General features: G+C 60.2%; 19 protein-coding genes. 12 read left to right on the forward strand and 7 right to left on the reverse strand.

The features are described 5' to 3' along the window. The first annotated feature begins 29 nt into the window (after positions 1–29). Both RE432_RS00415 and RE432_RS00420 read left to right on the forward strand, forming a co-directional pair. Positions 30–782, forward strand: coding sequence for an amino acid ABC transporter ATP-binding protein (locus tag RE432_RS00415; protein ID WP_310931243.1), 753 nt, complete (start codon positions 30–32; stop codon positions 780–782). Between the two features lie 28 nt (positions 783–810). Further along, positions 811–1,341 carry a prolyl-tRNA synthetase associated domain-containing protein gene (locus RE432_RS00420; RefSeq protein WP_310931244.1) on the forward strand — a complete coding sequence of 177 codons (531 nt, stop codon included), beginning with the start codon at positions 811–813 and terminating at the stop codon, positions 1,339–1,341. A 24-nt stretch (positions 1,342–1,365) separates the two neighbouring features. Here RE432_RS00420 and RE432_RS00425 read toward each other — a convergent pair whose 3' ends face one another. Next, positions 1,366–2,226, reverse strand: coding sequence for a MurR/RpiR family transcriptional regulator (locus RE432_RS00425; protein ID WP_310931245.1), 861 nt, complete (start codon positions 2,224–2,226; stop codon positions 1,366–1,368). Positions 2,227–2,601: 375 nt separating this feature from the next. Here RE432_RS00425 and RE432_RS00430 point away from each other — a divergent pair, with 375 nt between their 5' ends. The 6 genes from RE432_RS00430 to RE432_RS00455 all read left to right on the forward strand — a co-directional run bounded on the left by RE432_RS00430 (position 2,602) and on the right by RE432_RS00455 (position 10,183). Further along, positions 2,602–4,188: an ABC transporter substrate-binding protein gene (locus tag RE432_RS00430; RefSeq protein WP_310931246.1), complete on the forward strand. Its 1,587-nt coding sequence runs from the start codon at positions 2,602–2,604 to the stop codon at positions 4,186–4,188. A 60-nt stretch (positions 4,189–4,248) separates the two neighbouring features. Further along, complete coding sequence (locus RE432_RS00435) at positions 4,249–5,193, forward strand: ABC transporter permease (RefSeq protein WP_310931247.1); 945 nt, start codon at positions 4,249–4,251, stop codon at positions 5,191–5,193. Further along, on the forward strand, positions 5,190–6,062 hold the full coding sequence (locus RE432_RS00440) for an ABC transporter permease (RefSeq protein WP_310931248.1): 873 nt from the start codon (positions 5,190–5,192) through the stop codon (positions 6,060–6,062). The genes RE432_RS00435 and RE432_RS00440 overlap by 4 nt, the downstream gene beginning before the upstream one ends. Continuing rightward, positions 6,059–7,732 (forward strand): ABC transporter ATP-binding protein, encoded by a 1,674-nt coding sequence (locus RE432_RS00445; RefSeq protein WP_310931249.1) that lies wholly within the window; start codon positions 6,059–6,061, stop codon positions 7,730–7,732. The genes RE432_RS00440 and RE432_RS00445 overlap by 4 nt, the downstream gene beginning before the upstream one ends. Further along, entirely contained in the window at positions 7,729–8,604 is an 876-nt protein-coding gene (locus RE432_RS00450; RefSeq protein WP_310931250.1) for a carbon-nitrogen hydrolase family protein, read from the forward strand. Before RE432_RS00445 ends, RE432_RS00450 begins: the two co-directional genes overlap by 4 nt. Before the next feature lie 61 nt (positions 8,605–8,665). After that, on the forward strand, positions 8,666–10,183 hold the full coding sequence (locus RE432_RS00455) for a M81 family metallopeptidase (RefSeq protein ID WP_310931251.1): 1,518 nt from the start codon (positions 8,666–8,668) through the stop codon (positions 10,181–10,183). Between the two features lie 44 nt (positions 10,184–10,227). Here RE432_RS00455 and RE432_RS00460 read toward each other — a convergent pair whose 3' ends face one another. Further along, a complete protein-coding gene (locus RE432_RS00460) occupies positions 10,228–10,983 on the reverse strand; it encodes a GntR family transcriptional regulator (protein WP_310931252.1) in 756 nt (251 codons plus the stop codon). A gap of 55 nt (positions 10,984–11,038) precedes the next feature. Between RE432_RS00460 and RE432_RS00465 the strand changes: the two genes are divergently transcribed. The 4 genes from RE432_RS00465 to RE432_RS00480 are packed head-to-tail and all read left to right on the forward strand — an operon-like array spanning position 11,039 to position 15,552. Then, on the forward strand, positions 11,039–12,274 hold the full coding sequence (locus RE432_RS00465) for a methylaspartate ammonia-lyase (RefSeq protein ID WP_310931253.1): 1,236 nt from the start codon (positions 11,039–11,041) through the stop codon (positions 12,272–12,274). 25 nt (positions 12,275–12,299) lie between these two features. After that, a complete protein-coding gene (locus RE432_RS00470; protein ID WP_310931254.1) occupies positions 12,300–13,286 on the forward strand; it encodes a tripartite tricarboxylate transporter substrate binding protein in 987 nt (328 codons plus the stop codon). 41 nt (positions 13,287–13,327) lie between these two features. Next, positions 13,328–14,707, forward strand: coding sequence for an MmgE/PrpD family protein (locus RE432_RS00475; RefSeq protein ID WP_310931255.1), 1,380 nt, complete (start codon positions 13,328–13,330; stop codon positions 14,705–14,707). Positions 14,708–14,712: 5 nt separating this feature from the next. Further along, the gene (locus RE432_RS00480) at positions 14,713–15,552 is read left to right on the forward strand and encodes a DMT family transporter (RefSeq protein ID WP_310931256.1); all 840 of its coding nucleotides are present in this window, start codon (positions 14,713–14,715) and stop codon (positions 15,550–15,552) included. A 94-nt stretch (positions 15,553–15,646) separates the two neighbouring features. On the opposite strand, the gene RE432_RS00485 is transcribed toward RE432_RS00480, so the two are convergent. The 5 genes from RE432_RS00485 to RE432_RS00505 form a co-directional block, all read right to left on the reverse strand. Continuing rightward, positions 15,647–16,846 (reverse strand): EAL domain-containing protein, encoded by a 1,200-nt coding sequence (locus RE432_RS00485; RefSeq protein ID WP_310931257.1) that lies wholly within the window; start codon positions 16,844–16,846, stop codon positions 15,647–15,649. 200 nt (positions 16,847–17,046) lie between these two features. Then, positions 17,047–17,703, reverse strand: coding sequence for a response regulator transcription factor (locus RE432_RS00490; protein WP_310931258.1), 657 nt, complete (start codon positions 17,701–17,703; stop codon positions 17,047–17,049). 136 nt (positions 17,704–17,839) lie between these two features. Further along, complete coding sequence (locus tag RE432_RS00495) at positions 17,840–20,362, reverse strand: fimbria/pilus outer membrane usher protein (protein ID WP_310931259.1); 2,523 nt, start codon at positions 20,360–20,362, stop codon at positions 17,840–17,842. A 60-nt stretch (positions 20,363–20,422) separates the two neighbouring features. Next, the gene (locus tag RE432_RS00500; protein WP_310931260.1) at positions 20,423–21,145 is read right to left on the reverse strand and encodes a molecular chaperone; all 723 of its coding nucleotides are present in this window, start codon (positions 21,143–21,145) and stop codon (positions 20,423–20,425) included. 72 nt (positions 21,146–21,217) lie between these two features. Then, on the reverse strand, positions 21,218–21,805 hold the full coding sequence (locus RE432_RS00505; protein ID WP_310931261.1) for a fimbrial protein: 588 nt from the start codon (positions 21,803–21,805) through the stop codon (positions 21,218–21,220). Between the last annotated feature and the right edge of the window lie 361 nt (positions 21,806–22,166).

The raw sequence follows: 22,166 nt of genomic DNA on the forward strand, positions 1-22,166 counted from the left end.
CCCCAACCGAATTGAATCAGGAGACAAGAATGACCCCCATCGATCAAAACGTGATTGTCCACGTTGATAACGTCACGAAAGCGTTCGGCGACAATCAGGTTCTGCGCGGCGTATCCATGACGGTGCATAAAGGCGAAGCCGTCGCGCTGATCGGCCCCTCCGGCTCGGGCAAGTCCACCTTGCTGCGCTGTATCAACGGCCTGGTGAAACCGGATTCCGGGCAGATCACGGCAGCAGGCCATGCCGTACACGCCTTGAACGGCAATGCCGAACGCATTGCCTTGCGCAAAGACGTCTGCATGGTTTTCCAGCAATACAACCTGTTTCCGCACATGACCGTGCTGCAGAACATCATGCTGGCCCCGGTCGAAGTGCTCAAGCAAGATCCAAAAGAAGTGCGCGAACGGGCCATCGCCCTGTTGGCCAAGGTGCGCCTGACCGGCAAGGAAGACGCCTATCCCGGCCACCTTTCAGGCGGCCAGCAACAACGCGTCGCCATTGCCCGCGCCTTGGCCATGCGGCCCAGCGTGATGCTGTTCGACGAAGTCACCGCTGCCCTCGACCCCGAAACGGTCAAGGAAGTGTTGCACACCATACGCGACCTGGTCCAGGAAGGCATGACCTGCATCCTGGTGACCCACGAGATGGGCTTTGCCCGCGAAGTAGCCCACCAAGTCTATTTCACCGACCAGGGCCTGATCGTCGAACATGGCGCGCCGGGCGAATTTTTCGACTCGCCCAAAGACCCGCGCACCCAGGAATTCCTTGGGCACATACTGTGAATCGTGCAACCTGGAGCAACCATCCGCCATGCAGTGGACACAAGAAAAACTTCTGGCCTTCCTGAATACCCAAGGCATTGACATCCAACAGAGGCAACATCCCGCCGTATTCACCATGGCCGAATCGGCAGGCCTGAACCTGAATCTACCCGGAACCCGCTGCAAGAACCTGCTGGTCAGGAACAAGAAAAACAGCCATCGCTATTTGATCGTCACGCCGCCCGACGCCGCCGTGGACCTTGGCGCGCTCGGGAAGCTGCTCGCCTCAGGGCGCTTGTCGCTGTGTTCCCCGGCCGACATGCTGGACCTTCTTGGCGTTGCCCCCGGCGCAATGAGCCCCTTGTCCCTGATTGCGGACCAAGAGGCGCAGCAGATTCAATTGATCATGGATGCAGATCTGGCTGCGAGCCGCCATTTCCAGTTCCACCCCCTTGTCAATACAGCGACCATCGCCATCAGCCAAGAGGATTTCAGGAAATTCCTGGCGGCGGTCAATCAGTCGTTCCGTTATCTGCCGATACCCAGACGCATCATGACCGATACGCCGGTTTCTTGCTAGCCATCAGAACCTGCAGCATTGACGCTATGTGGCATAGGCTCCCTGCCCGTGCAAGCCCGACTCCGTCGCTTCCAGCTCAGCAATGGCGTCCGCACCTTCAAGCGCCAGCAATTGGGCAATCAACATCTCGCCCAATGCCCCGGCAGCGATGAGCGACGGGAAGAACGAAGGCGTGTCATGGGTAAAAATCAGTGACTGCTCCGCGTCCAGGGCAATGGGCGACACCGCGCTATCTGTCAGCGCGATAAGATGAGCCCCCTTGTCCTCTGCCGCGCGGGCCACCCGCACAGCCTCGACCGAATAAGGCGCGAAGCTGACGACGACGACGGCATGCCGTTTCTCGATGCCTCGCAGCTGCATTTCCAAGGTGCCCGCCCCGCCGTCGATAAGGCTGACAGAGGAGCGAAACAGCCGGTATCCGTATTGCATGGAGCAGGCAGTGCCATAGCATGACCGGAAGCCCGCGATATGCACGTGCGGCGCTTTGCGCAGTATGTTGGCCACTTTGACGATCAGCTCTGCGTTGCGGCTGGTGGTGACGTCAAGATTGCTGGCCTGCGCCTTTCCCATCTGCAATGACAGCAGATCGCTGGACCCCTCCTTGACCAAAGACTTCGCCTTGGCCGTAAGCGGCTCGGGCCGTGTCCGGATCCGGCTGACGAAGACTTCCCGCAATTCGCTCCAGCCCGGATACCCCATCTGCTGAGCCAAGCGCACCAAGGCTGCCGGCTGCACTTCGGCGCGCCAGGCCACTTTACGCATGGAAAGCACCGCCACTTCATCGGGGTTGTCCAGCAGGAAGCGGGCTCCCCGCTGGAACTGCGGGCTGAACCCCGGAAATTTGCTTCGAATGAGCTCCGTAAGCACGTCGTAGGCGGTCGTCATAATCTTTCCTTGGGCGGGATGCTGGTCAGTCAACCCTCATCCTCGAGCTCGTCCTCCTTTGGCAAGCTCTTGGACAGCAGCACCTTTGCGCTCACCGACCCAGCGCTGCAAAAGCGCCTACAGGAAACGTGGCCATCACACACACCAGCCAACGGGTCAACAATCATTTTTATCTGGGCGAGATTGTAAATGAAGGGCCGGGCCCGCAGCAGGGATTCTCTCCAAAACTCGCCACAGGGTTTTCCCATATTGATTCATTCGTTGTTTTATTAAAAAATAATGCAACAAATAATGCTTTTACTGCTTACCCCCTGATAGACGGATTCTCCGGCAAGCGGGGTCGTGCAAAACCCCTCAGCGCAACAGGAGAAATTTGTGAAGCAACCAGGAATCCGTCGTATCAGTGTGTTGGCATTGCTTGCCGGGTCGCTATACGCTACTGCACCAGCCGCGGAAACGGTGTTGACCGTTGTCCCCCCTGCATCATTGCGTGTGCTCGATCCCATCCTGAGCACAGCCCAGATCGTGCGTACGCATGGCTTCATGGTATTTGACACCTTGCTTGGCATGGACGCCCAGTTCCGCCCCCAGCCCCAAATGGCCGACTACACCGTTTCGGAAGACCGGATGGTCTACACGCTGAAGCTGCGCGACGGCCTGGCATGGCACGATGGCACGCCCGTCACCGCCGAGGATTGCGTTGCATCGCTCAAGCGCTGGGGCGCCAATGACGGCGCGGGCCGGGTCATGATGCAGCACGTAAAGTCCATCACGGCAACGTCCGACAAAGAACTGGTGATCACGCTGGAAAAACCGTTCGGACACGTCCTGGAGTTATTGGCCAAGCCTTCGCCCGTCCCGGCGTTCATGATGCCCAAGCGGTTGGCGGAAACGCCCGCCGGGCAACAGGTCTCCGAGATGATCGGATCCGGCCCCTTCAAATTCCTGGGCAAGGAGTTCCGGGCGGGAGACCAGGCCGTCTATGCAAAGAATACGGCCTATGTGCCACGCGCCGAGCCATCCAGCTGGACAGCGGGCGGCAAGGTGGTGAATGTCGACAAGGTCGTCATGAAGAGCATGCCCGACATGCAGACGACGCTCAATGCCTTGCAGGCCGGCGATGTCGACTTTGTCGAGCAAGTCACGACGGATCTTTTGCCCTTGCTCGAAAACAACCCCGACATCAAGCTCGGCAGCCTAGTGACACTGGGCTCGCAGATCACGGGGCAGTTCAATCATCGCCTGCCGCCGTTCGACAATCCCAAGGTACGGCGGGCTGCCGTGCTGGCACTCGACCAGAATCTTTTCCTGCAAACCGCCATTGGCAACGCCGACTACTACCAGACCTGCCCTTCGACCTACGGCTGCTCCGTGCCGATGGCCTCTGACGCCGGCGCAGAATATCTCGCAGGCACGCCTGAAGAAAGAATGGTCAAAGCGCAAGCCGCCTTGAAAGAATCCGGCTACGACGGAACGCCGGTCATGATGATGCAGCCGACCGACTATGCCATCTTGAACACGCAGCCGATCGTAGCGGCCGAGCGCCTGCGCGAGGCGGGATTCAAAGTCAATGTGGTCCCGATGGACTGGGGTGCGCTGCAAGCGCGCAAAGACTCGTGGGCGCCGGTTGCCGAGGGCGGCTGGAACATGTTCTTTACCGCCTGGGGCATCTCCGGCATCTGGAATCCTCTGGTCAATCCCCTGATCGACGGTTCCGGCAAAGACAAGGTCTGGGCCGGCTGGCGCACCAGTCCGCAGGTCGAAGCGCTGCGCGCTGAGTATCTGGTGACGCTGGATCTGGACGCTCAGAAGAAGATCGCCAAGGAAATACAGCAAATCGCCTGGGATGAAGGGTTCTACTACAACGGCGGCGAGTATCGCTCAGTCAGCGCCTGGAGCAGCAACATCCAGGATGTGAATGAAGGTCCGCTGAGCTTATTCTGGAACATCAGCAAGAAGTAGCTCCCTTCGCGGGCGCCACCCCATGGCGGCGCCCGCGCCGATGCTCCAATGGAATGAATCATGGTTTCCTATTTTTTGCGCCGTCTGCTGGCCGCCGTGCCAGTGATGTTTTTTGTCGCTTTATTCGTATTTCTGTTGCTGCGTCTAGCCCCCGGAGATCCCGCCCAGATGATTCTGGGCGACCAGGCCACGCCAGACCAGATTGCCGCGATTCGCGAGCACCTCGGGTTAAACCAGCCTTTACCTCAGCAGTTCGTACACTGGATACTGAACGTACTCGGCGGCGACTTCGGCACATCGCTGATATCGAATCGGCCGGTCACCGAAATGATAGCCCAGCGGCTGGAGCCTACGCTTGCCGTGGCGATCGTCGCCACCGCCCTGACGGTATTGATCTCTGTTCCGCTCGGCGTGCTGGCGGCATGGCGGCGCGGCAAGCTCATCGATCGGGCTGTCATGGCGTTTTCAGTCGTATGCTTTTCCGTACCCATCTTCGTGATCGGCTACATACTGATCGGCCTTTTTGCCGTCAAGCTTAACTGGTTCCCAGTACAGGGCTACCGCCCCATATCAGCCGGCCCGGGCGAGTTTCTACACCGTATTTTCCTGCCTGGACTGGCGCTGGCTTCGATCTATATCGCCCTGGTGGCGCGCATGACGCGGGCGTCCATGCTCGAAGTGCTCCGCGAAGACTACATCCGGACGGCACGCGCGAAGGGGCTGGCCGAATACCTCGTCCTGTTCCGTCATGCCCTGCGCAATGCCGCCATCCCCATCCTGACCGTGGTGGGAACAGGATTCGCCATGATGGTTTCGGGCGTGGTCGTCACTGAAACCGTATTCAACATTCCCGGCTTGGGCAGATTGGTCGTCGATGCCGTGCTTGCCCGCGACTACCCGCTGATCCAGGCCATCATTCTTCTGACTGCAGGAACTTATGTCGTGATCAATCTGTTGGTCGATTTGTCTTATGCAGTAACTGACCCAAGGATTCGATACCAATGAGCGCCCTTGATACTGCCGCCCCCTCGCAGGGATTCATTCGGCACCGCCTGCTGGCCAACCCGCCGCACTGGACCACGGTCGTCGCGTTGATTGTGCTGGTTCTCGTGGTGCTTATGGCTGTTTTGGCGCCCTGGCTGGCGAACTTCGAACCCACCAAGATCAACCCCGCCCAGCGCTTGAAGCCCGCATCCGATATCTGGTGGCTGGGCACCGATGCCTTCGGCAGAGACCTGTATTCGCGCGTGATCTATGGCGCTCAAGTCTCGCTGCTCGTGGGCGCAGGCGTGACGATCGGATCGATACTCATCGGCTTGCCACTGGGGCTCCTGGCCGGCTGGTTTCGCTCCCTGGACGCGGTGTTGATGCGGATGATGGACGGCCTGATGGCCATACCCGGCATCCTGCTGGCCATTGCCGTCGTTGCCTTGACCAAGGGGGGGATCTCAACCGTCATCGTCGCAATCATGCTGCCCGAGATCCCGCAGGTGGCCCGCCTGGTGCGCTCGCGCGTGCTGGCCGCCCGTGCCGAAACCTATGTCGATGCCGCCACCCTGCTCGGCACACCGACCTTTACCCTGATACGCCGCCACTTGCTGCCCTCGACCATTGCGCCCTTGATTGTGCAAGGCACCTATATCTATGCTTCTGCCATCCTGACCGAGGCGGCCCTGTCCTTCCTGGGCGTCGGCATCAGCTCCGAGATTCCGACCTGGGGCAACATCATGGCGGAAGGCCGAGTCTATTTTGCCATGAAGCCCTGGCTGGTGTATTGGCCGGCCGTCGTGCTTTCTTTATGCATTCTCTCCATCAACCTTCTGGGAGACGCTCTGCGTGATCGTCTGGATCCTAAAATGAAAGGACGCGGATGATGACTACCCATACCGACTCATCCCCTGTTCTATCGGTGCGCGACCTTAGGGTACAGACGCGCGGCCGGAGGCCGGCGGAAATACTTCAGGGCATCTCTTTCGACATCCTCCCGGGCGAGACGGTTTGCCTGGTCGGCGAGAGCGGGTCCGGCAAATCCGTCACGTCGCTTGTCACGATGGATCTGCTTCCCAAGGAAGATCTTGAGGTCACAGCCGGAAGCGTCCTTTTGAATGGCGAGAACATCCTGACGGCCACGGCCGCGCGCACCCGCGCGCTGCGTGCCTCGACGATGGCGATGGTATTTCAGGAACCGATGACGGCGCTCAATCCCGTGCTGTCGATCGGCCAGCAGATGGATGAAGTGTATTCAGCGCACACCCAAATGCGGCCGGGCGAACGCAAAGAAGCTGCATTAACGGCGTTTGCCTCTGTGCAGTTGCCAGACCCGGAGCGCATCTATGCAAGCTTCCCCCACCAGTTGTCAGGGGGGCAGCGCCAGCGGGTCATGATCGCCATGGCTCTGGCGTTGCGGCCCAAATTGCTGATTGCCGACGAGCCCACCACAGCGCTGGATGTCACGACCCAGAAGCAAATCCTGAGCCTGATCCAAAAGCTGCAGGATGAACAAGGCACCGCCGTACTTTTCATTACTCACGACATGGGTGTCGTCGTCGATATCGCAGATCGGGTCTGCGTCATGCGACGCGGCAGCCTGGAAGAAACAGGGCCGGTGCAAGAGGTTCTTTCCCGCCCCCAAAAAGAGTACACCCGGAATCTGCTGAGCGCCGTGCCCTCGCTATCGCCCCGGGCAGCCAGGTCCACGGTAGAAAGCGAGCCGGTACTCAAGGTACAAGGGTTGCACAAGCGGTTTGAAACGCGTCCCCTGCTGTCAAAGTTGCTGGGCCGCCCCGGGCACAGTGTGCATGCCGTATGCGACGTCAAGTTCGCGCTGCAACGCGGGCGTACATTGGGCATAGTCGGGGAAAGCGGCTCGGGGAAATCCACCGTGGCCCGCTGCGTGCTGCGGCTGGAGGACCCTTCCGACGGCAGCATCTTGATCAATGGCCAAGACATCGCACAGCTACAGGGGACTGAGAAGCTGGCCGCGGCGCGCAAAGCCATTCAGATGATATTCCAGGACCCGAACCGCTCGCTCAATCCTCGCTTGCGCATCCGTGAAAGCATGATAGAAGGACCATTGAATCTCGGCGAAGGCAGGGCAAGCGCCATTTCCCGTGCGGGAGAGCTCCTGGAAACCGTTGGATTGCCGCAAGACAGCCTGAATCGATTTCCGCACCAGTTCTCGGGCGGACAGCGGCAACGGATCGCCATTGCCCGGGCACTGATGATGAGTCCCGATGTGATTGTTGCCGATGAGGCCGTTTCGGCGTTGGACGTCTCTATCCAGGCCCAGGTACTTGAACTCCTGGCCGATATCCAGCAGCGGCAGGACCTCGCCTTGTTGTTTATTACCCATGATCTGCGCGTCGCCGCGCAAATATGCGACGAGGTCATGGTCATGCAGCGCGGCCAAGTCGTCGAGTACGGCCCCGCCTCCGAAATCCTGCACAATCCTCGCGAACAATACACGCGCGACCTGATCAATGCCGCTCCCGGAAGGGATTGGGATTTTGCGCAAGGCCGACGCCTTACAGAGGTGCCGGCATGATCAAAGCGGCTTTGATCCAGTTTGAACCCCAGGCACTCAATCCCGCCGAAAATTTCCGGCGCATGGCCGAGGCGATAGAAACAGAAGGGAAAGAGGCCGACTTGATTGTCTTCCCCGAGCTTTCCAACACCGGCTACATCGAGCCGGTGGCCGCTGGCGAACAGATTGCGGCGCGGCCTCCCCATTTTGGCCAGGCTCTGTGGGAAGCATGCGCGGATCTGGATGGCGAGGAAATACAGCACCTGTCTGAACTCGCCGCCAAACATCGTACCTATCTGGTGCTGGGCCTGGGCCTGCGCGATCCGCTGCTGCGAGGCGTGATGCGCAATGCTTCTGTGCTGATCGGCCCTCAAGGCGTGGCGGGAACTTACATCAAGGTTCATCAATGGCAGAACGAAAAGCTCTACTTCACCAAGGGCGACCGGATCGATACCTGGCCGGGTCCCGGATGCCGCCTGGGGATGCAGATATGTTATGACATTCGCTTCCCAGAGATCACCCGAATCCTGGCACTGCAAGGAGCCGATGTCGTGACCAACATATGGGCGTCTTCGGGAATCGATGGCGCCCCGGTGGCCGATGAGGACTTGTTCGTGCATCGCGCCTATACCCGCGCCATCGAGAATGGCGTGTTCTTCCTCAGTTGCAATCGGGTAGGCGTTCAGGCCGGACACCGGTTTTACGGGCGGTCCTGCGCCGTCGCGCCCAATGGACGGGTGCTCGGCATCCTCAAGCATGACGCCGAGGATGTACTGCGCGTAGAAATCGATCTGCAGGAAGTGTCGCAATACCGCGCCTATACCGGCATCTGGACGGATCGCGATCCCGCCCTTTATGCACGCTACCTGACCACCAACGGGCCTGCGGCCTGAGATCACCGGCGACAATCTGAAATTGGCCGGGCTCCCAAAATACGGAAAAGGAATCTGAAGTATGAACACCCCTCAAGGCAATAAACAATATCGCATCGCTATCGCCGGTTTCCTGCAGGAATCGGTCACCTTCATCGAAGAACTCACCACACTTGAGCAATTTCAGGCCGTCGAGCTCGCCGGGCCAGAGCTGATCAAAACGCTTCGGGGCTCCAACACGGGGCTTGGCGGCATTATCGACGTTTGCGAACGCGAGCAAGCGGATATCGTTCCCTTGTTCTACACAAGCGGCGGCGCTGCGGGCCCGATCAGCGACGAGGCTTACGACCATTATGTGGGGCGGCTTATCGAAGGCCTGAAGCAGGCAGCCCCGCTCGACGGCGTGCTGCTCGATCTGCACGGCGCCATGGTCACGCCAACACGGCTGGATGCAGATCGCGAAACACTGGAACGCGTGCGGGCGACCGTCGGCCCTGACGTGCCCGTGATGGTGGCGCTCGATTACCACGCCAACCTGGATGCCCAGACAATCGCCCAGGCATCGGCGGTCTTCGGCTACCACTTCTCGCCGCACACCGATATGGGAAAGACGGGCGAACGCGCCGCCGACTGCCTGTTCCGGACGCTGCGCGGGGAAATCAATCCGGTCAGCGTGCTGATCAAGCCCGACGTGATGGTGCCCAGCATATTCAGCGCCACCGGCATGGAGCCGCTCAAGTCCATCGTCCTGGCATCGATCGACATGGCGGAAAAATACGACGGCTACCTGGATGTCTCAGTCTTCGCCGGCTTTTCCTATGCGGACGTGCCGAATTGCGGCTTCTCCGTCGTGGCGATCACGGATCGCGACGCCGCCGCGGCCCAAAAGATCACTGAACAGTTTTCCACACAGATCTGGCAGCAACGTGAAGCCCTGAGCCACCGCGAACTGGTGTATTCAGTCGAAGACGGTATTGAAAAGGCCAAGCAACAGCTTGCCGCGGGCCGCCGGCCCATCGTGCTGCTTGAGCATGCCGACAGAATGCATGACTCCACATATCTCTTGCGCGCCGTACTGGAGCAAGACTTGCCCAAGGTCGCCGTTCCTTTGCTTTGGGACCCTTACGCGGTGGCCGAAGCCATGAAGGCGGACGTGGGGTCGCACGTAGAACTCAAGGTGGGCGGCCATAGCAGCGGCCGCGCTGGCGGGCCCGTGACCCTGGCCGGGAAGCTTGTGCACGCGGGGCCTGTTTCATACCGGGCCACCGGGCCCTATTACACCGGCCGTATCGTTCAGTTGGGAAATGTGGCCGTCATCGATACAGGCAAAGCCATGGTCTCCCTGACCTCTTTGCCCAGCACGGCGGTCGATGACGACTGCCTGCGCCAGTTTGGCCGGTCGCTGGACGAGTTCGACTATATTGTCTTGCGCTCGAAAACCCATTTCCGTGCCTTCTTTGAGCCGGTGAGCGCCGATATCCTGATCATCGACACCCCCGACTGGGGCCCGGCGGACCTGACTCTGCTGCCGTATCGCCACGTGCCGGTCGACACAATCTACCCCTTCAATGCCCAAGCCGCGGGGAGCCCTGCACAATAGCTTGCGCTAAAGCACTCCCGGCCGCCCCCGGGGCATTGACCGACTCAAGCCGGCTGGCTCGCAGCGTCCAGCACATATTCGATCTTGTACTCTTCCCGGTACAGCGTTTCGCCCCAAAGCAAGGGCCTGCCCCCGCTGTTCAGGAAGGTATGCGATCGAACCAGCACAGGGCGGCCGCGCTCTATTTTCAGGTGTTTTGCCGCATTTTGCGGAACGAGCGCAACCCTGACCGTATTGACGAACTTATGGATGGCGGTGTCGCTATGTTGATTCAGCAATGCCTGGACGGAATAGCGCGAAAGCAATTCCTCGGATAAACGCTTGCCGACCGACGCCGGCATATAGCGCAACTCCAAAGCGATAGGCCTTCCAGACAAAAGGCGCAGCCGCTGCAGGCTGAATACCGCCTCGCTTGCGCCTATCTCCAATCGTTCCCGCACATGGCCTTCTACGGCCGATGCGCCGAAGTGAACGAGCTTATACGAGACGTTTTCGCCGTCTTCGCTCATGTCCTGCTCGAAGTATCCGACCCGGCGTGTATCCAGCGTCGTGTGCAAGGCGCGGCCAGCGACGAACGTGCCTATCCCGCGCTTGCGTTCTACAAGACCTTCAAAAACAAGCTGTTGCATGGCATGAACGACGGTCGCCCGGGTCGTTCCGAACTGCTTGGCCAACACGGTTTCGGACGGCACGAGGTCGCCGCTGGCCAGCGATCCGCTGGCAATCGCATCACGGACACTGTTTCTGATCTGCAGGTAAACCGGCATGGTCGCGTCAGAAGCGCTTGACTTAGGTTGCATAGTCAACTAGTCTTCCACTTGAAAACAAATAGCGTAGCAGATATCAAGGAGCAGCATGTCCAAGGCCGGGAAACAGCCCAAACACATCAACATCAAGAAAGTAACCGTCGACTGCGGCATGGGGGGGTACTGGATCCACGACCAGGCCGCCGTGCAGGCCGGCGCCGCCCCCGATGGCTTCTTCTTCGACGCCCCGACCAGTTCGCCGGACTTTCCATCGGTTCGCTCACCGAGCCGCGCCTACCTCATTTCCATCGAAATCGATGATAGCCAATTTGCCTATGGCGACTGCGTTACCGTCGCCAACGCCGGCTACGCCGGGCGGCCGCTGCCCCTGAAGGACGGCGATGCCGAATCCATACAGGCGGCGCTGGCCGGCGTGCTGGTTGGCCGGTCTTTCCAGGGGTTCACGGATGCCGCCCAGGCGCTCGATCAGCTGGATCTGCCCGCGCGCCTGGAACTTCCCGTCAAGTACGGGGCTTCCCAGGCGCTGCTCAATGCCGCTGCGCTGACGAAGCGCAGCACGCTGGCCGAGGTCTTGCGCCATGAATTCTCCCTGCCCCGCCCCGGTACCGTGCCGGGCTTTGCGGGATCCTGCGGGGGCGCGTGGGAAGCCAATGTCGACAAAGCCATCATGCGGGGCGTGGCCATGTTTCCACAATCCGCCATCCAGACCCCTGCGGAATGCGAGCGCCTGCCTTCGTATGCCGCATGGATCACCCGCCGCATCGACAAGTGGGGGGCCGACGGCTACAAGCCCGATCTGCACTTCGACTTCCATTCCTCCCTTGGGCGCATGTACGGGAACGACGAGGAGCGCGTTCTGCAATACCTGGCGCAGGTATGCGAGCAGGCAAAGGGGTATACCGTCTATTTCGAAGACCCCATGCTGTCGCACGGGCCAGAGGAAGCGCGGGACCGCATGCGCTCGCTCTACGAAAAAATCGAAGACCGCCTGCCGGCCGCAAGGCTGATCGCCGATGAATGGGCCAACGGGCCCGGCAGCGCCGCCGCGTTCGCGGCAGCCCAGGCCGCCCACGCGATCCAGATAAAGATGCCCGACAACGGCTCGCTGCTTTCCAGCATCGACGCCATACAGGCGTGCCGCAGGCATGATGTGCTTGCCTATCTTGGCGGCAGTTGCAATGAAACCGATATTTCCGCCCGCGCCTCCGTTCACGTCGCCCTGGCGTTCGGCGCCTGGAGAATGTTCACCAAACCCGGCATGGGTTTCGATGAAGGCCTGATGATCATGGCCAACGAAATCAGCCGCACATTAAGCAGAAGCTGAGCCACACAACCCCCGAGGAGAAACAATGCATATCAGATTCCCAACAATTTCCCGCCGATTATCAATTGGCCTATGTACCGTATTCTTCAGCGGCGCTTGCCTGGCCCAATCATTTCCAGACAAGCCGGTCAGCCTGATCGTGCCCTTCCCGCCGGGCGCCGCCACCGATACGATTGCGCGCACGCTGGCAGACAAGCTCACCGAGAAGTGGGGCCAGCCTGTGGTGGTGGAAAATCGCGCCGGCGCCACAGGCAGTATCGGCTCGAACTACGTCGCCCGCTCCAAACCGGACGGCTATACCATGCTGGTCGGCACAACCAGCAGCCATACCATGGGGCCCAACCTTTTCAAAAACAAGACCTGGGACCCGATCAAAGACTTCACGCCGATCACCCTGCTGGCGTGGGCGCCCAATGTGCTGGAAGTCAACCCGTCGGTCCCCGCGAAATCGGTCCCCGAGTTGATTGCCCTGCTGAAAAAAGATCCGGGCAAATATACATATGCTTCTTCCGGCACCGGCAGCTCCATACATCTGGCCGGGGAATTGTTCCAGTCGCTCGCGGGCGTGGAAATGACGCACATTCCCTACAAGGGCGCGTCTCCAGCTGTCATGGACCTGCTGGGCGGACAGGTGGACATCATGTTCGACACCGTCGCGCTTTCTTTGCCGCACATCAAGGCGGGCAAGCTGCGCGCCCTGGCCGTGACGACGACTCAGCGCTCATCGTCGCTGCCCGATATCCCGACGATGCAGCAGGCCGGCCTCAAAGACTATGAGATGGCGGCGTGGATAGGCCTGCTTGCGCCGGCCGGCACACCGGAAGACGTCATCGCAAAAATCGAGACCGACGTCCAGGCTATCCTGCAGACGCCCGATGTCAAGAAGCGCCTGTTCGACCTCGGCACCGACGTATCGGGCATGTCCAGCGCGGAGTTTTCGGAACTTGTCGCGAAGGAACTGCCGCGATACGGCGAAATCATGCGGAAAGCCGGTATCGAACCGGGTAATTGATCCATCAATAAGGCGCGCCAGCGCAGTCAAAGAGGCCTATCGTGTCCCGTCCCCCTTTACTTCCCGATGACGGGCGCGCAACCTGCTCACTCGCCCGGTACGCCACCCACGTCGATTATTCCGGCCTGCCGGCGGCGGCCCGCCGTATCGCCTTGCACTGCATCGTGGACTGGTACGCGGTCACGATCGCCGGCGCGCGCGACCCGGCCATGCGCAGCGTGGTCGACGATGTGCTCAGCGAAGGCGGCCACCCCCTTGCCACCCTTGCCGGCACTCCACACCGTTCCGGGCTGTATCCCGCCGCCCTCATCAATGGCACCGCGTCGCACATGCTGGATTATGACGACGTCAACCTGGCCATCACCGGCCATCCGACCGCCGTCGTCTTTTCAGCCTTGCTGCCGCTTGCCGAGGCTCGCCGAAGCACAGGCCGCGAAGTGCTCAGCGCTTTTGCAGCAGGATACGAAGTCGCCTGCCGCGTGGGCAGGTGGCTGGGCAATGGCCATTACGAACGCGGCTATCATGCCACAGCCACCGTCGGGGTCATCGGCGCCGGGGCGGGCTGCGCCCGGCTGCTGGGCCTGGACGCCCCCACGGCGGTATCGGCGCTGGGCATTGCGGCGACGCAGGCCAGCGGGCTCAAGTCCGTGTTCGGTTCCGATCTGAAACCGCTGCATGCGGGGCTGGCTGCGCGCAACGGCCTCATGGCGGCAAACCTGGCAGCCAAGGGATTCCAGGCCAACCCGGACACATTGGAAGCCGCGCAAGGCTACGCCCGGACGCTCAGCCCGGCACCCGATATCCACGCGGCCTTCGCAGAACCGGCGGGCGGGCTGCATATGCTGTCACGCCTGTTCAAGTACCATGCTTCCTGCTATGGTACCCATGCGGCCATAGACTGCATGCGGGAAATCGTCGAATCGCAGCAGCTTTCCGCCGCCGACATCGCCAGCATCACGGTAAAGGCCCACCCCGGCAGCCGCAACATGTGCAATATCGCCGCGCCGCGCGATGCCGCCGAAGCGAAATTCAGCTTGCGCCTGAACACTGCTTTCGCCGCCATGAAATACAACACGGGCGATATACAAGCGTACACGCCAGAACGCCTTGGCAATCAAACCGTCATCGCGCTACGCGACCTGGCGCAGATTATTTTTACGGACGAGGTCGACATGATGGAAGCAGAGGTATCGGTCACCACCCATCAAGGCCTCTCCTTCGTTTCCCGCAAAGACGCCGGCACACCGGAAGCGGACCTTGACAAAGAAGAACAAAGGTTGCGCGCCAAATTTTCCACTTTGGTGGCGCCTGTGACCAGCGCGGATGCTTGCGCCAGCCTGCTTGAGCGGCTGTTCTCTTTCGACAAGGAAGAAGACGTCACAGCCCTGGCGCGGGCCATTGGCCACACCCAAGGAATCTAGTCCGGATGCAGACCCTGCTGCTGTCCGCAACAGCCATGCTGGCATTCGCGGCCAATTCCGTGTTATGCCGGCTTGCACTGGATCACGGCGCCATCGACCCGGCCAGTTTCGGATCGATCAGACTCCTGTCCGGAGCGCTGATCCTGAATCTTCTTATCCGGCTTCAGCCGGCGCCGCGCGCCGCAGCGGGAACAGACTGGCCGGCCGCGCTCATGCTGTTTGCCTACGTCGCCTGCTTCTCGTTCGCCTATCTTGCCCTGTCCACGGGCACAGGCGCGCTGATCCTGTTCGGCGCCGTTCAATTGACAATGATCGCGTGCGGGCTCTGGTCCGGGGAAAGATTCGGCGCCGCAGGGTGGCTGGGGCTTGCCTTAGCCCTAGGCGGACTGGTTTATCTTCTGTCGCCCGGCGTGACAGCGCCGCCCCTGCTTGACGCAGGCATGATGGCCATCGCCGGCATTGCCTGGGGCGCGTACTCGCTGCGCGGCCGTCACGCAGCCAACCCCTTGGCCGCCACCGCAAGGAATTTCGCGCTGGCGACGCCCTTTGCACTGGCCTTGAGCGTCGCGCTGGCGGCCAGCGCGCAGGTCACCGCAACAGGCATCGGGCTGGCCCTGGCATCCGGGGCGCTGACTTCCGGCTTGGGCTACGTGATCTGGTACGCCGCCCTGCCCAAACTATCGGCCATGCGCGCTGCCACCATGCAGCTATCGGTGCCCTTGATCGCGACCATCGGGGGAGTCCTGTTTGTCGCGGAATCCGTTACGCCCCGGCTTGCCATCGCGTCCGCCGCCATCCTGGGCGGCATCGCCTTTGTATTGATGGACAAATCGGCCAAGCAATGACCCGCAAGCGTGCATCAACGGCTGGACAGCGTGCGGCCCATTGCCTCTAGAGCGGCTCGGCGAGAGCATCGTTGCAAGGTCTTTGGGTCGGCAGCTACAGGCGGGGCGAATTTTTAGGATCAAGCAGCTCGCCCAGCGCACGCGCATCTACGGCGGGCGATATTAGAAACCCCTGAATCATGTCGCAACCCAAAGACCGCAGCAGCGTCAATTCCTCATGGGTTTCCACGCCCTCAGCAACGACGCTCAGCCCCAGATCTTTCCCGAGCCGTATCAGACTGGTCAGCGCCGTGCGAAACGCGTCATGCCCGATTGAACTCTGCACCATGCTGCGATCAACCTTTAATTCCGTGAACGGGGTGGCGACCAGACGGTAAAAGGAACTGTAGCCTGTGCTGAAATCGTCCTGCGAAAGGCCGAACCCCATCATGCGCAGGCGCGACGCCCCGCTGTAGTAGCTGGACGCCTCGGTGGTGGTGCTGTTCTCGGTCAACTCGAAACAGATGGAGGACGGTTTCGCCCCCAGATCCATGACGAACTTGTGCAGCCTTCCGGGCAGGCTGAGATCGTCCAGCAGGCGCGTGTGCAGATTGACCGAGACGGTGATCTCGTGCCCGAGCGACTTCCAGTAGTACTGCGCAGCAATGGATTGCCTGAGCATGGCCCACAGCAACCGCTCATACAGCCCTTCGCGCTCTATATCCGGCATGAATGCCTGGGGCAGCAGGAGGCCCAACTGGGGGTGAACCCAGCGCGCCAGCGCTTCAACGCCCACAATGCGCTGCCCGGACAGGCAATACTTGGGTTGATGCCACGCTTGAATTTCCTGGTTCTCCAGCGCCTTGACCAGCATGTCGGCCGGGCTGCGATGCGCCAGCGGCTGCCCGGCAAAGGGCATGGCCGTATGCTTGTCGAGCGCCCGCAGCAGCGCGTCGGCCGTATCTTTCGAGAAAGGTTTGGGGTAGGCGCCCAGCACCGGCAGACCACGGGCCTTTGCCGCCTGGCAGGCGCCGGACGAGATCTGGATCGAGTCGCCGCTGACAATGGCCAGAGCAGGGCTGATCCTGCGCTGGACAGGAAAACGCTCGATCAACTGGACACCGTCCATTTCGGGCATGTGCAGATCGCTGATGACAAGATCATAGGGCTGCTCAGACAGAAGACGCAGCGCTTCGCCACCATCCTTGGCGCCATCGACCACGTGACATCCGGAAGACTGCAATGCGGCCATCGTGCTCGCGAGCAGGAACGGATGGTCTTCTACGACCAGAATACGGTAGCGCTTGGGTGACATTCCCTTGGCACAGCTCAATAGAAAACTGCTTGGCAGGGATTGGGGGTTCGGCGAATTCATCGGCCAAAGCTTAGTGTGCTTTAGAAGGCCGGGGAAAGTGGATTAATCCGAAACGGAGTAGGAATAATCTCTATAGGCAAGATGTTGTCGGAAAGTGGAGACGCATCAGATTCAGCGCCCTCCGGCAGGGTACCGCTCGCTTAAGACGTCGCGATCCCGTTGCGTTCGGCGAGCTTGACCAGGGCAACCATGTTCGGAAGATTGAGCTTGCCCATCAGCCGGATTTTGTAGGTGCTGACGGTTTTGTGGCTAAGCATCAGGACTTCGGCAATTTCCTGGTTGTTCATGCCTTTGGCCAACAAGCCCAGAATCGTCATCTCGCGGTCGGTCAGGCTGGCCAGCTCGGACGCGGAGGCTTTTTCGGGGTCCGCAGCCTTGGAGGTCAGGCCTTGTTCGGCCAAAATATCAACGACGACCCGGGGGAAATAGGTATACCCGGCCAGGACAGCCTTCACGGCGTCGGCCAATTCGTCGAGTTTTTCGTCTTTACAAAGAAAGCCGGATGCGCCCGCCTGCAGGCAGCGCATTCCGTAGTTGCGGGCGTCGCTGGAAGTCAGGACCAAGATGCTGACCGCGAGTTTGGCACTGCGAAGCCGGCTGATCACAGAGAAACCATCCAGCTTGGGGATGCCCAGATCCAGGATCACCAGATCAGGCTTCAAGTTGCGAACCGCCTGAAGGCAATCGGCGCCGGTTTGGCATTCGGCGACGACTTCATAGCCTTCCCGTTCGAGGACTACGCGCACAGCCAACCTTACCAAGGGATGATCATCAACAATGACGATGCGCTGTGCCATTACATTAGTACCTCCGATGATGGATCCACTGCGGCCGCATGCTCCTTTTCCGCTGCCATTATACGAAATATGCGGCGAAGAATACGGCGTCCGGCACCGCCGAATGATGCGTTTGCGGCGCCGGCGGCCTACCGGATCATTGGCAGGTTTCTGATGTTCTGTCGTAGTACCGGGCCGGGTCGCGCTCAGGAAGTTGGTACGAGACTTCGCAGCTAGCGTCTTGCCAGCGCACCTTGAGCCGGCCGCTGTCGTTGCGAAGCAGCAGCAGCGCCTGTCCATTGTTGTCGACCAGGCCGACCTGGCGGCCCTCTTCGTCTTCGACCGCCGCGCCGATTGGCAGCTTGCCCTGGGCCCAGTTGAAGCGCATTTGCACACGGCGGCCCGAATACCCCTTGAAACGGGTCGCAACAATGGCTCCTCTTCTGGGCACGACAGATTGTGTCAGCGTTTCGATCTCGGTGTCGGCGCCCAGGGTCTCGGCGTCCAGGCGCACGGTATTGACCCGATACGGCTGGGTGTAGGGGTAGATGGTATAGGCGTTGTAACCGGTCTTGGGCAGGTTATTGCCCACGCCTACGCCCTTGACGCCGTCCACATGCACCAGCGCAAAGCTGTCTCCGACCTCGCGAGACAAGTTGACGCCGCCGGCGTGGCCGACGATGGCGCCAGAGGCGTTCACGCCGTAGGAATGGTAGCCAGTGCCGTTGCTATAGTTGCCGCCGACACGAGCCAGGGGAAGGTCGCTGGTAAGGCTGATGGCGCCCGATTTATCGCCGTTCTGGCTGCGCGCGCCCTGGAGGGAATAGCTGGTGTACTCGCTGCCGGGGACATAGCCGTTAACACTTGCCGTACTCGAGGTCCCTTCCTTCGCGCGCATGCCGGACAAATACAGGCTCGGCGTATTGCGGCCCGATCCAAGGGGGATGGATAACGACAGCATGATGATATTGTCGTTGCGGGACAAGCCGTCCGGACTGCGCGTCGCGGACCTGCTATAGCTGATGTTATAGGAAACCCGCCCCCAATTATTGCCATAGCCCGCGCTGACGCTGGTTGAACGCTGCTTGTTCCAATAGTGTTCCTGGCTCCCGTTCAGGTAAAGGCTGCCATACCGTCCGGCGTCCCCCAACTGCTGGTTCACGGTCAGATCCAGGCGCGACTTGGAAAGAAAACCCGCCCGTGCCGGGTCTTGCTCCGTGCGTGACTTTCGCGTGTCATACACATGGTTGTCGAACGTGCGATAGCCCTCTGTCGAGTACCGATAGGCTGCCAGGGTAAACGTGGTATTGGTTTCGGTGAGCGTCTTGGAATAGAGCGCCCGCACACTCTGGCCCTGGTTGGTTTTGCCTGCGGCAACACTGCGCGAATGCGTCACGTCGACGGAAACGGCACCGATAGGCGTATTGCCCCCAAGGCCGACGTTCACGGCCTGATAGTCAGAGGATACCTGCGCCCCACCCGCAAGCGAGACGTTTTCAGTCAGGCCATAGACCAGCGATGCAGAACCGAACGTGGGTGTCGGCAATTCGCTGCTCGTGGATTTGTATTGTCCAAGTTCCGCGCTGTAGCGCAACGTTCCGCGCCGGACCATGAGCGGCAGGCTGGCGTAGGTCTGGCGGAAAGTGCGCCGCCGGCCATCAGCCTCGATCACGGTCACTTCCAGGTCGCCGTTGGACCCGTTGGGATAAATCTCGGGCAGCGCAAAAGGGCCGGGTGAAACCGGCGCGCTGGTCAGCAGGTATCCGTTCTGGCGCACTTCGACGGTTGCATTGGTTTCTGCAACCCCGCGCACAACGGGAGCGTAGCCACGCTCGCTGTCGGCCAGCATGGCCTCGTCGGATGACAGCTGGACCCCGCGGAAGCGCACGCTGCCGAAGATGTCCGAGCCGCTGTAGATCTCGCCAGCGGAAAACTGGCCCTTGAGCGCGGTGACGTCGTGCTGAACAAAGGTCCGGTTGCTTTTGAACTGGGTGGACATCATGTCCGACTTGGTCAAGTTCGATTCATTACGCAGGCGCCATCCCCCCAGGTTCACGCCATTGACCATGCCGAGATAATACGATTTATTGCTGCGGCCGGAATAGGTGTCGCTTCGCATATTGGCCTGATAGTTCACGAAGCCGGCATTGACGCCGTAGTCCCACAGGCTTGGATCGACATAGCCGCGCTTGCCCGCCACCATGTAAGCCTGCGGAATGGTGATCATCAGGCGCATCTGGCCGGGGTCGTATTCAACACGGGCACGCTTGTCGAGCAAACTGATATCCAGGCAATCGCCGGACTGCCGCAAGGCCAGCTCATCGAGCTGCTTTCGGCGCACGCCAAAATCCTCCAGCATGCCGTCAGTGATGCAGGCGGCCACCTTCTGTGCACCACCCTGCTTGATCATCTGTATATCGCGCTTGCCCATTGCGTCGCCATTAAGTATGACGTCAAAGGGATAGACGCCGGGCAACATCGCCCCGCCTTCACCAGCCAGAAGATGACCGAAATCGACATTGCCGTCTCCGCGTATCAGCGCGGGGTCGAACATCTGCGCGAGCATTCGCGGGGCGCTGTCCGATGGCGCTTCGCCCGGCTTGGCGTCAGCCGACATCGCTGCGGCCGCGCAGCTGATGGATAGAAAAAGCGTTCGCAGACGAAAAGGTACTACGACCATGGCAACCATCCGGGTTAGCGTGCAAAAAATGAGGGCAAGGAATGCGGCAAGCGTGGCGTCTTAGTGCTCGTACTCGGTGGACCGCCCCTTGGCGGGCTGATCGCCTTTCAGCGTCACGCGGTAAGGATCGTGCCCACCAAAATCGGTGACCGCCGAATAGGTGATTGAACTTGTCGAACCGGCGTTTCTGGCGGACGCTCCCGCGATCGTATAGGTCTGGCCCGGCGCGATGACCAGGGCGTTCTCAAGCAGTTTTCCGTTCGAGGCAAGGGCTACCAGCGTCACGTGATAGGTGCTGGGGTTGTAGATTCGAACTTTGCCGTTGGCGTAAGTCCATTCGATATTGCGGATGGCACTGGGCAAATTGCCCGGCAGCCCTGGGGGCCGGTAGAAGACCTTGATACGCTGCAGGACTGCGATCTGAATGCTTGAATCGCCCATGTGCCGCTGAGGGATCTCTTGCACGTTTAGCCAGAACATGCTTTCTTTGTCCGTCGGGGCGCCAACGCCCTCGTACATCAGGCGGACAATCTGCTCGCCATTGGCTTTGACCCGAATAAGCTGCGGAGTCAGGGTGAAGTGCTTGACGGTGCCGGTATCAACCTCTTCGTCCAGCCAAGACTGGATCAAGATGTCGTCACCCATGTTTCTGACGCCAAATGAGGCTTCTTTCTTACCGTTTTCAATAATCACCCGGGTTGAATTCAAGGCGATACCGGCGAATGCGGATTGGACGGTAATCGACATTGCCAGAGCGATAACGAAGGAAATAATTCGTGGCATATATATATTCGAATCTTGAAACAAAAGGGGCGGGCCACTGGGGCCCGCCCGGGGCGTGCTTTAACGCATCATTTACGGCGTGATGATGGTGAACGGCAGTGTCGCGTTGGCGTCACCCGCCTTAAGGTCGCCGGTGGTCTTGACATAGGCTGCAGCGAACCCTACGCGTTCCTTTTGACCTGCGGCCAGGGTGCCGGAGTACAGCTCGCCGTTCGACAGGTCGAAAGCATCGGTCGAGCTACGGTCCTTATAGACCGCGATACCCACGCCGCCGGCCAGGCTCGGGCCGGTGCTGCCGTTGTTGATCTTCAAGATCTTGTTGCCGGTTACAAGCTGGGAGGCCGGCGCGGCGAACTTCATCACCACCCCAGTGGCGGCGCTGCACGTGATGTCGAACGAGGCGCTACCGGCATCCACGCCTTGCGGCAGAGCGGGAGAGGTCACCGTGCTATTGACGAGGTCCGCGGTGTTGACGTTACCCATATTCACCAGGATGGTCTTGGCGTCGCCGCCCTTGTTCAGAACGTAGCAGGTGTCAGCGCTTACCTTCCCCGTGAACTCGATATTGCCGCCTCCGATGATGTCGCCAGGGGCAGCCATGACGTTAACGGCCGCCAGGGCCAGGACTGTCGCTGCAGATGCAGCAATGCGATTCTTCATGAATAATCTCACTAGTTGAGTTAAAAGCTCTGTTGAACCCGAACCCGGCCTGAGCTGAATGCCGGGCCGTCAAGTCGAGTTGTTCTACTTTAGTTTTGGGCGGTGGCATCGCGTAATGGGATAAATGAGCTGCGGCCCGGCGATTACTCTGATAATGGGTCTCAGATAGTTCTGCCACGGGGAAAAGGACGACGCAATGACGCATCGCCACGCCGGCCAAGGCTTTACTTGCTGCTCCGGCAAGCGGCCAGTACGTGCAGTGACCATGCGCGCTTACCGCCTTTTTGCTAGCGGATGCGCAGTGAAAAGAATGAGCCGGACACCAAGGAATGAATGCTTCCGCCATTTAAGGAAGCATTCT

This window comes from Pusillimonas sp. SM2304, from assembly GCF_031628915.1.
GTDB lineage: Bacteria > Pseudomonadota > Gammaproteobacteria > Burkholderiales > Burkholderiaceae_B > Pusillimonas_C.

Bases quoted from the DNA above. Each gene is read 5' to 3' on its own strand.
- RE432_RS00415 (WP_310931243.1), top strand. From the start codon at position 30: ATGACCCCCATCGATCAAAACGTGATTGTCCACGTTGATAACGTCACG.
- RE432_RS00420 (WP_310931244.1), top strand. From the start codon at position 811: ATGCAGTGGACACAAGAAAAACTTCTGGCCTTCCTGAATACCCAAGGC.
- RE432_RS00425 (WP_310931245.1), bottom strand. From the start codon at position 2,226: ATGACGACCGCCTACGACGTGCTTACGGAGCTCATTCGAAGCAAATTT.
- RE432_RS00435 (WP_310931247.1), top strand. From the start codon at position 4,249: ATGGTTTCCTATTTTTTGCGCCGTCTGCTGGCCGCCGTGCCAGTGATG.
- RE432_RS00440 (WP_310931248.1), top strand. From the start codon at position 5,190: ATGAGCGCCCTTGATACTGCCGCCCCCTCGCAGGGATTCATTCGGCAC.
- RE432_RS00445 (WP_310931249.1), top strand. From the start codon at position 6,059: ATGATGACTACCCATACCGACTCATCCCCTGTTCTATCGGTGCGCGAC.
- RE432_RS00450 (WP_310931250.1), top strand. From the start codon at position 7,729: ATGATCAAAGCGGCTTTGATCCAGTTTGAACCCCAGGCACTCAATCCC.
- RE432_RS00455 (WP_310931251.1), top strand. From the start codon at position 8,666: ATGAACACCCCTCAAGGCAATAAACAATATCGCATCGCTATCGCCGGT.
- RE432_RS00460 (WP_310931252.1), bottom strand. From the start codon at position 10,983: ATGCAACCTAAGTCAAGCGCTTCTGACGCGACCATGCCGGTTTACCTG.
- RE432_RS00465 (WP_310931253.1), top strand. From the start codon at position 11,039: ATGTCCAAGGCCGGGAAACAGCCCAAACACATCAACATCAAGAAAGTA.
- RE432_RS00470 (WP_310931254.1), top strand. From the start codon at position 12,300: ATGCATATCAGATTCCCAACAATTTCCCGCCGATTATCAATTGGCCTA.
- RE432_RS00480 (WP_310931256.1), top strand. From the start codon at position 14,713: ATGCAGACCCTGCTGCTGTCCGCAACAGCCATGCTGGCATTCGCGGCC.
- RE432_RS00485 (WP_310931257.1), bottom strand. From the start codon at position 16,846: ATGTCACCCAAGCGCTACCGTATTCTGGTCGTAGAAGACCATCCGTTC.
- RE432_RS00490 (WP_310931258.1), bottom strand. From the start codon at position 17,703: ATGGCACAGCGCATCGTCATTGTTGATGATCATCCCTTGGTAAGGTTG.
- RE432_RS00495 (WP_310931259.1), bottom strand. From the start codon at position 20,362: ATGGTCGTAGTACCTTTTCGTCTGCGAACGCTTTTTCTATCCATCAGC.
- RE432_RS00500 (WP_310931260.1), bottom strand. From the start codon at position 21,145: ATGCCACGAATTATTTCCTTCGTTATCGCTCTGGCAATGTCGATTACC.
- RE432_RS00505 (WP_310931261.1), bottom strand. From the start codon at position 21,805: ATGAAGAATCGCATTGCTGCATCTGCAGCGACAGTCCTGGCCCTGGCG.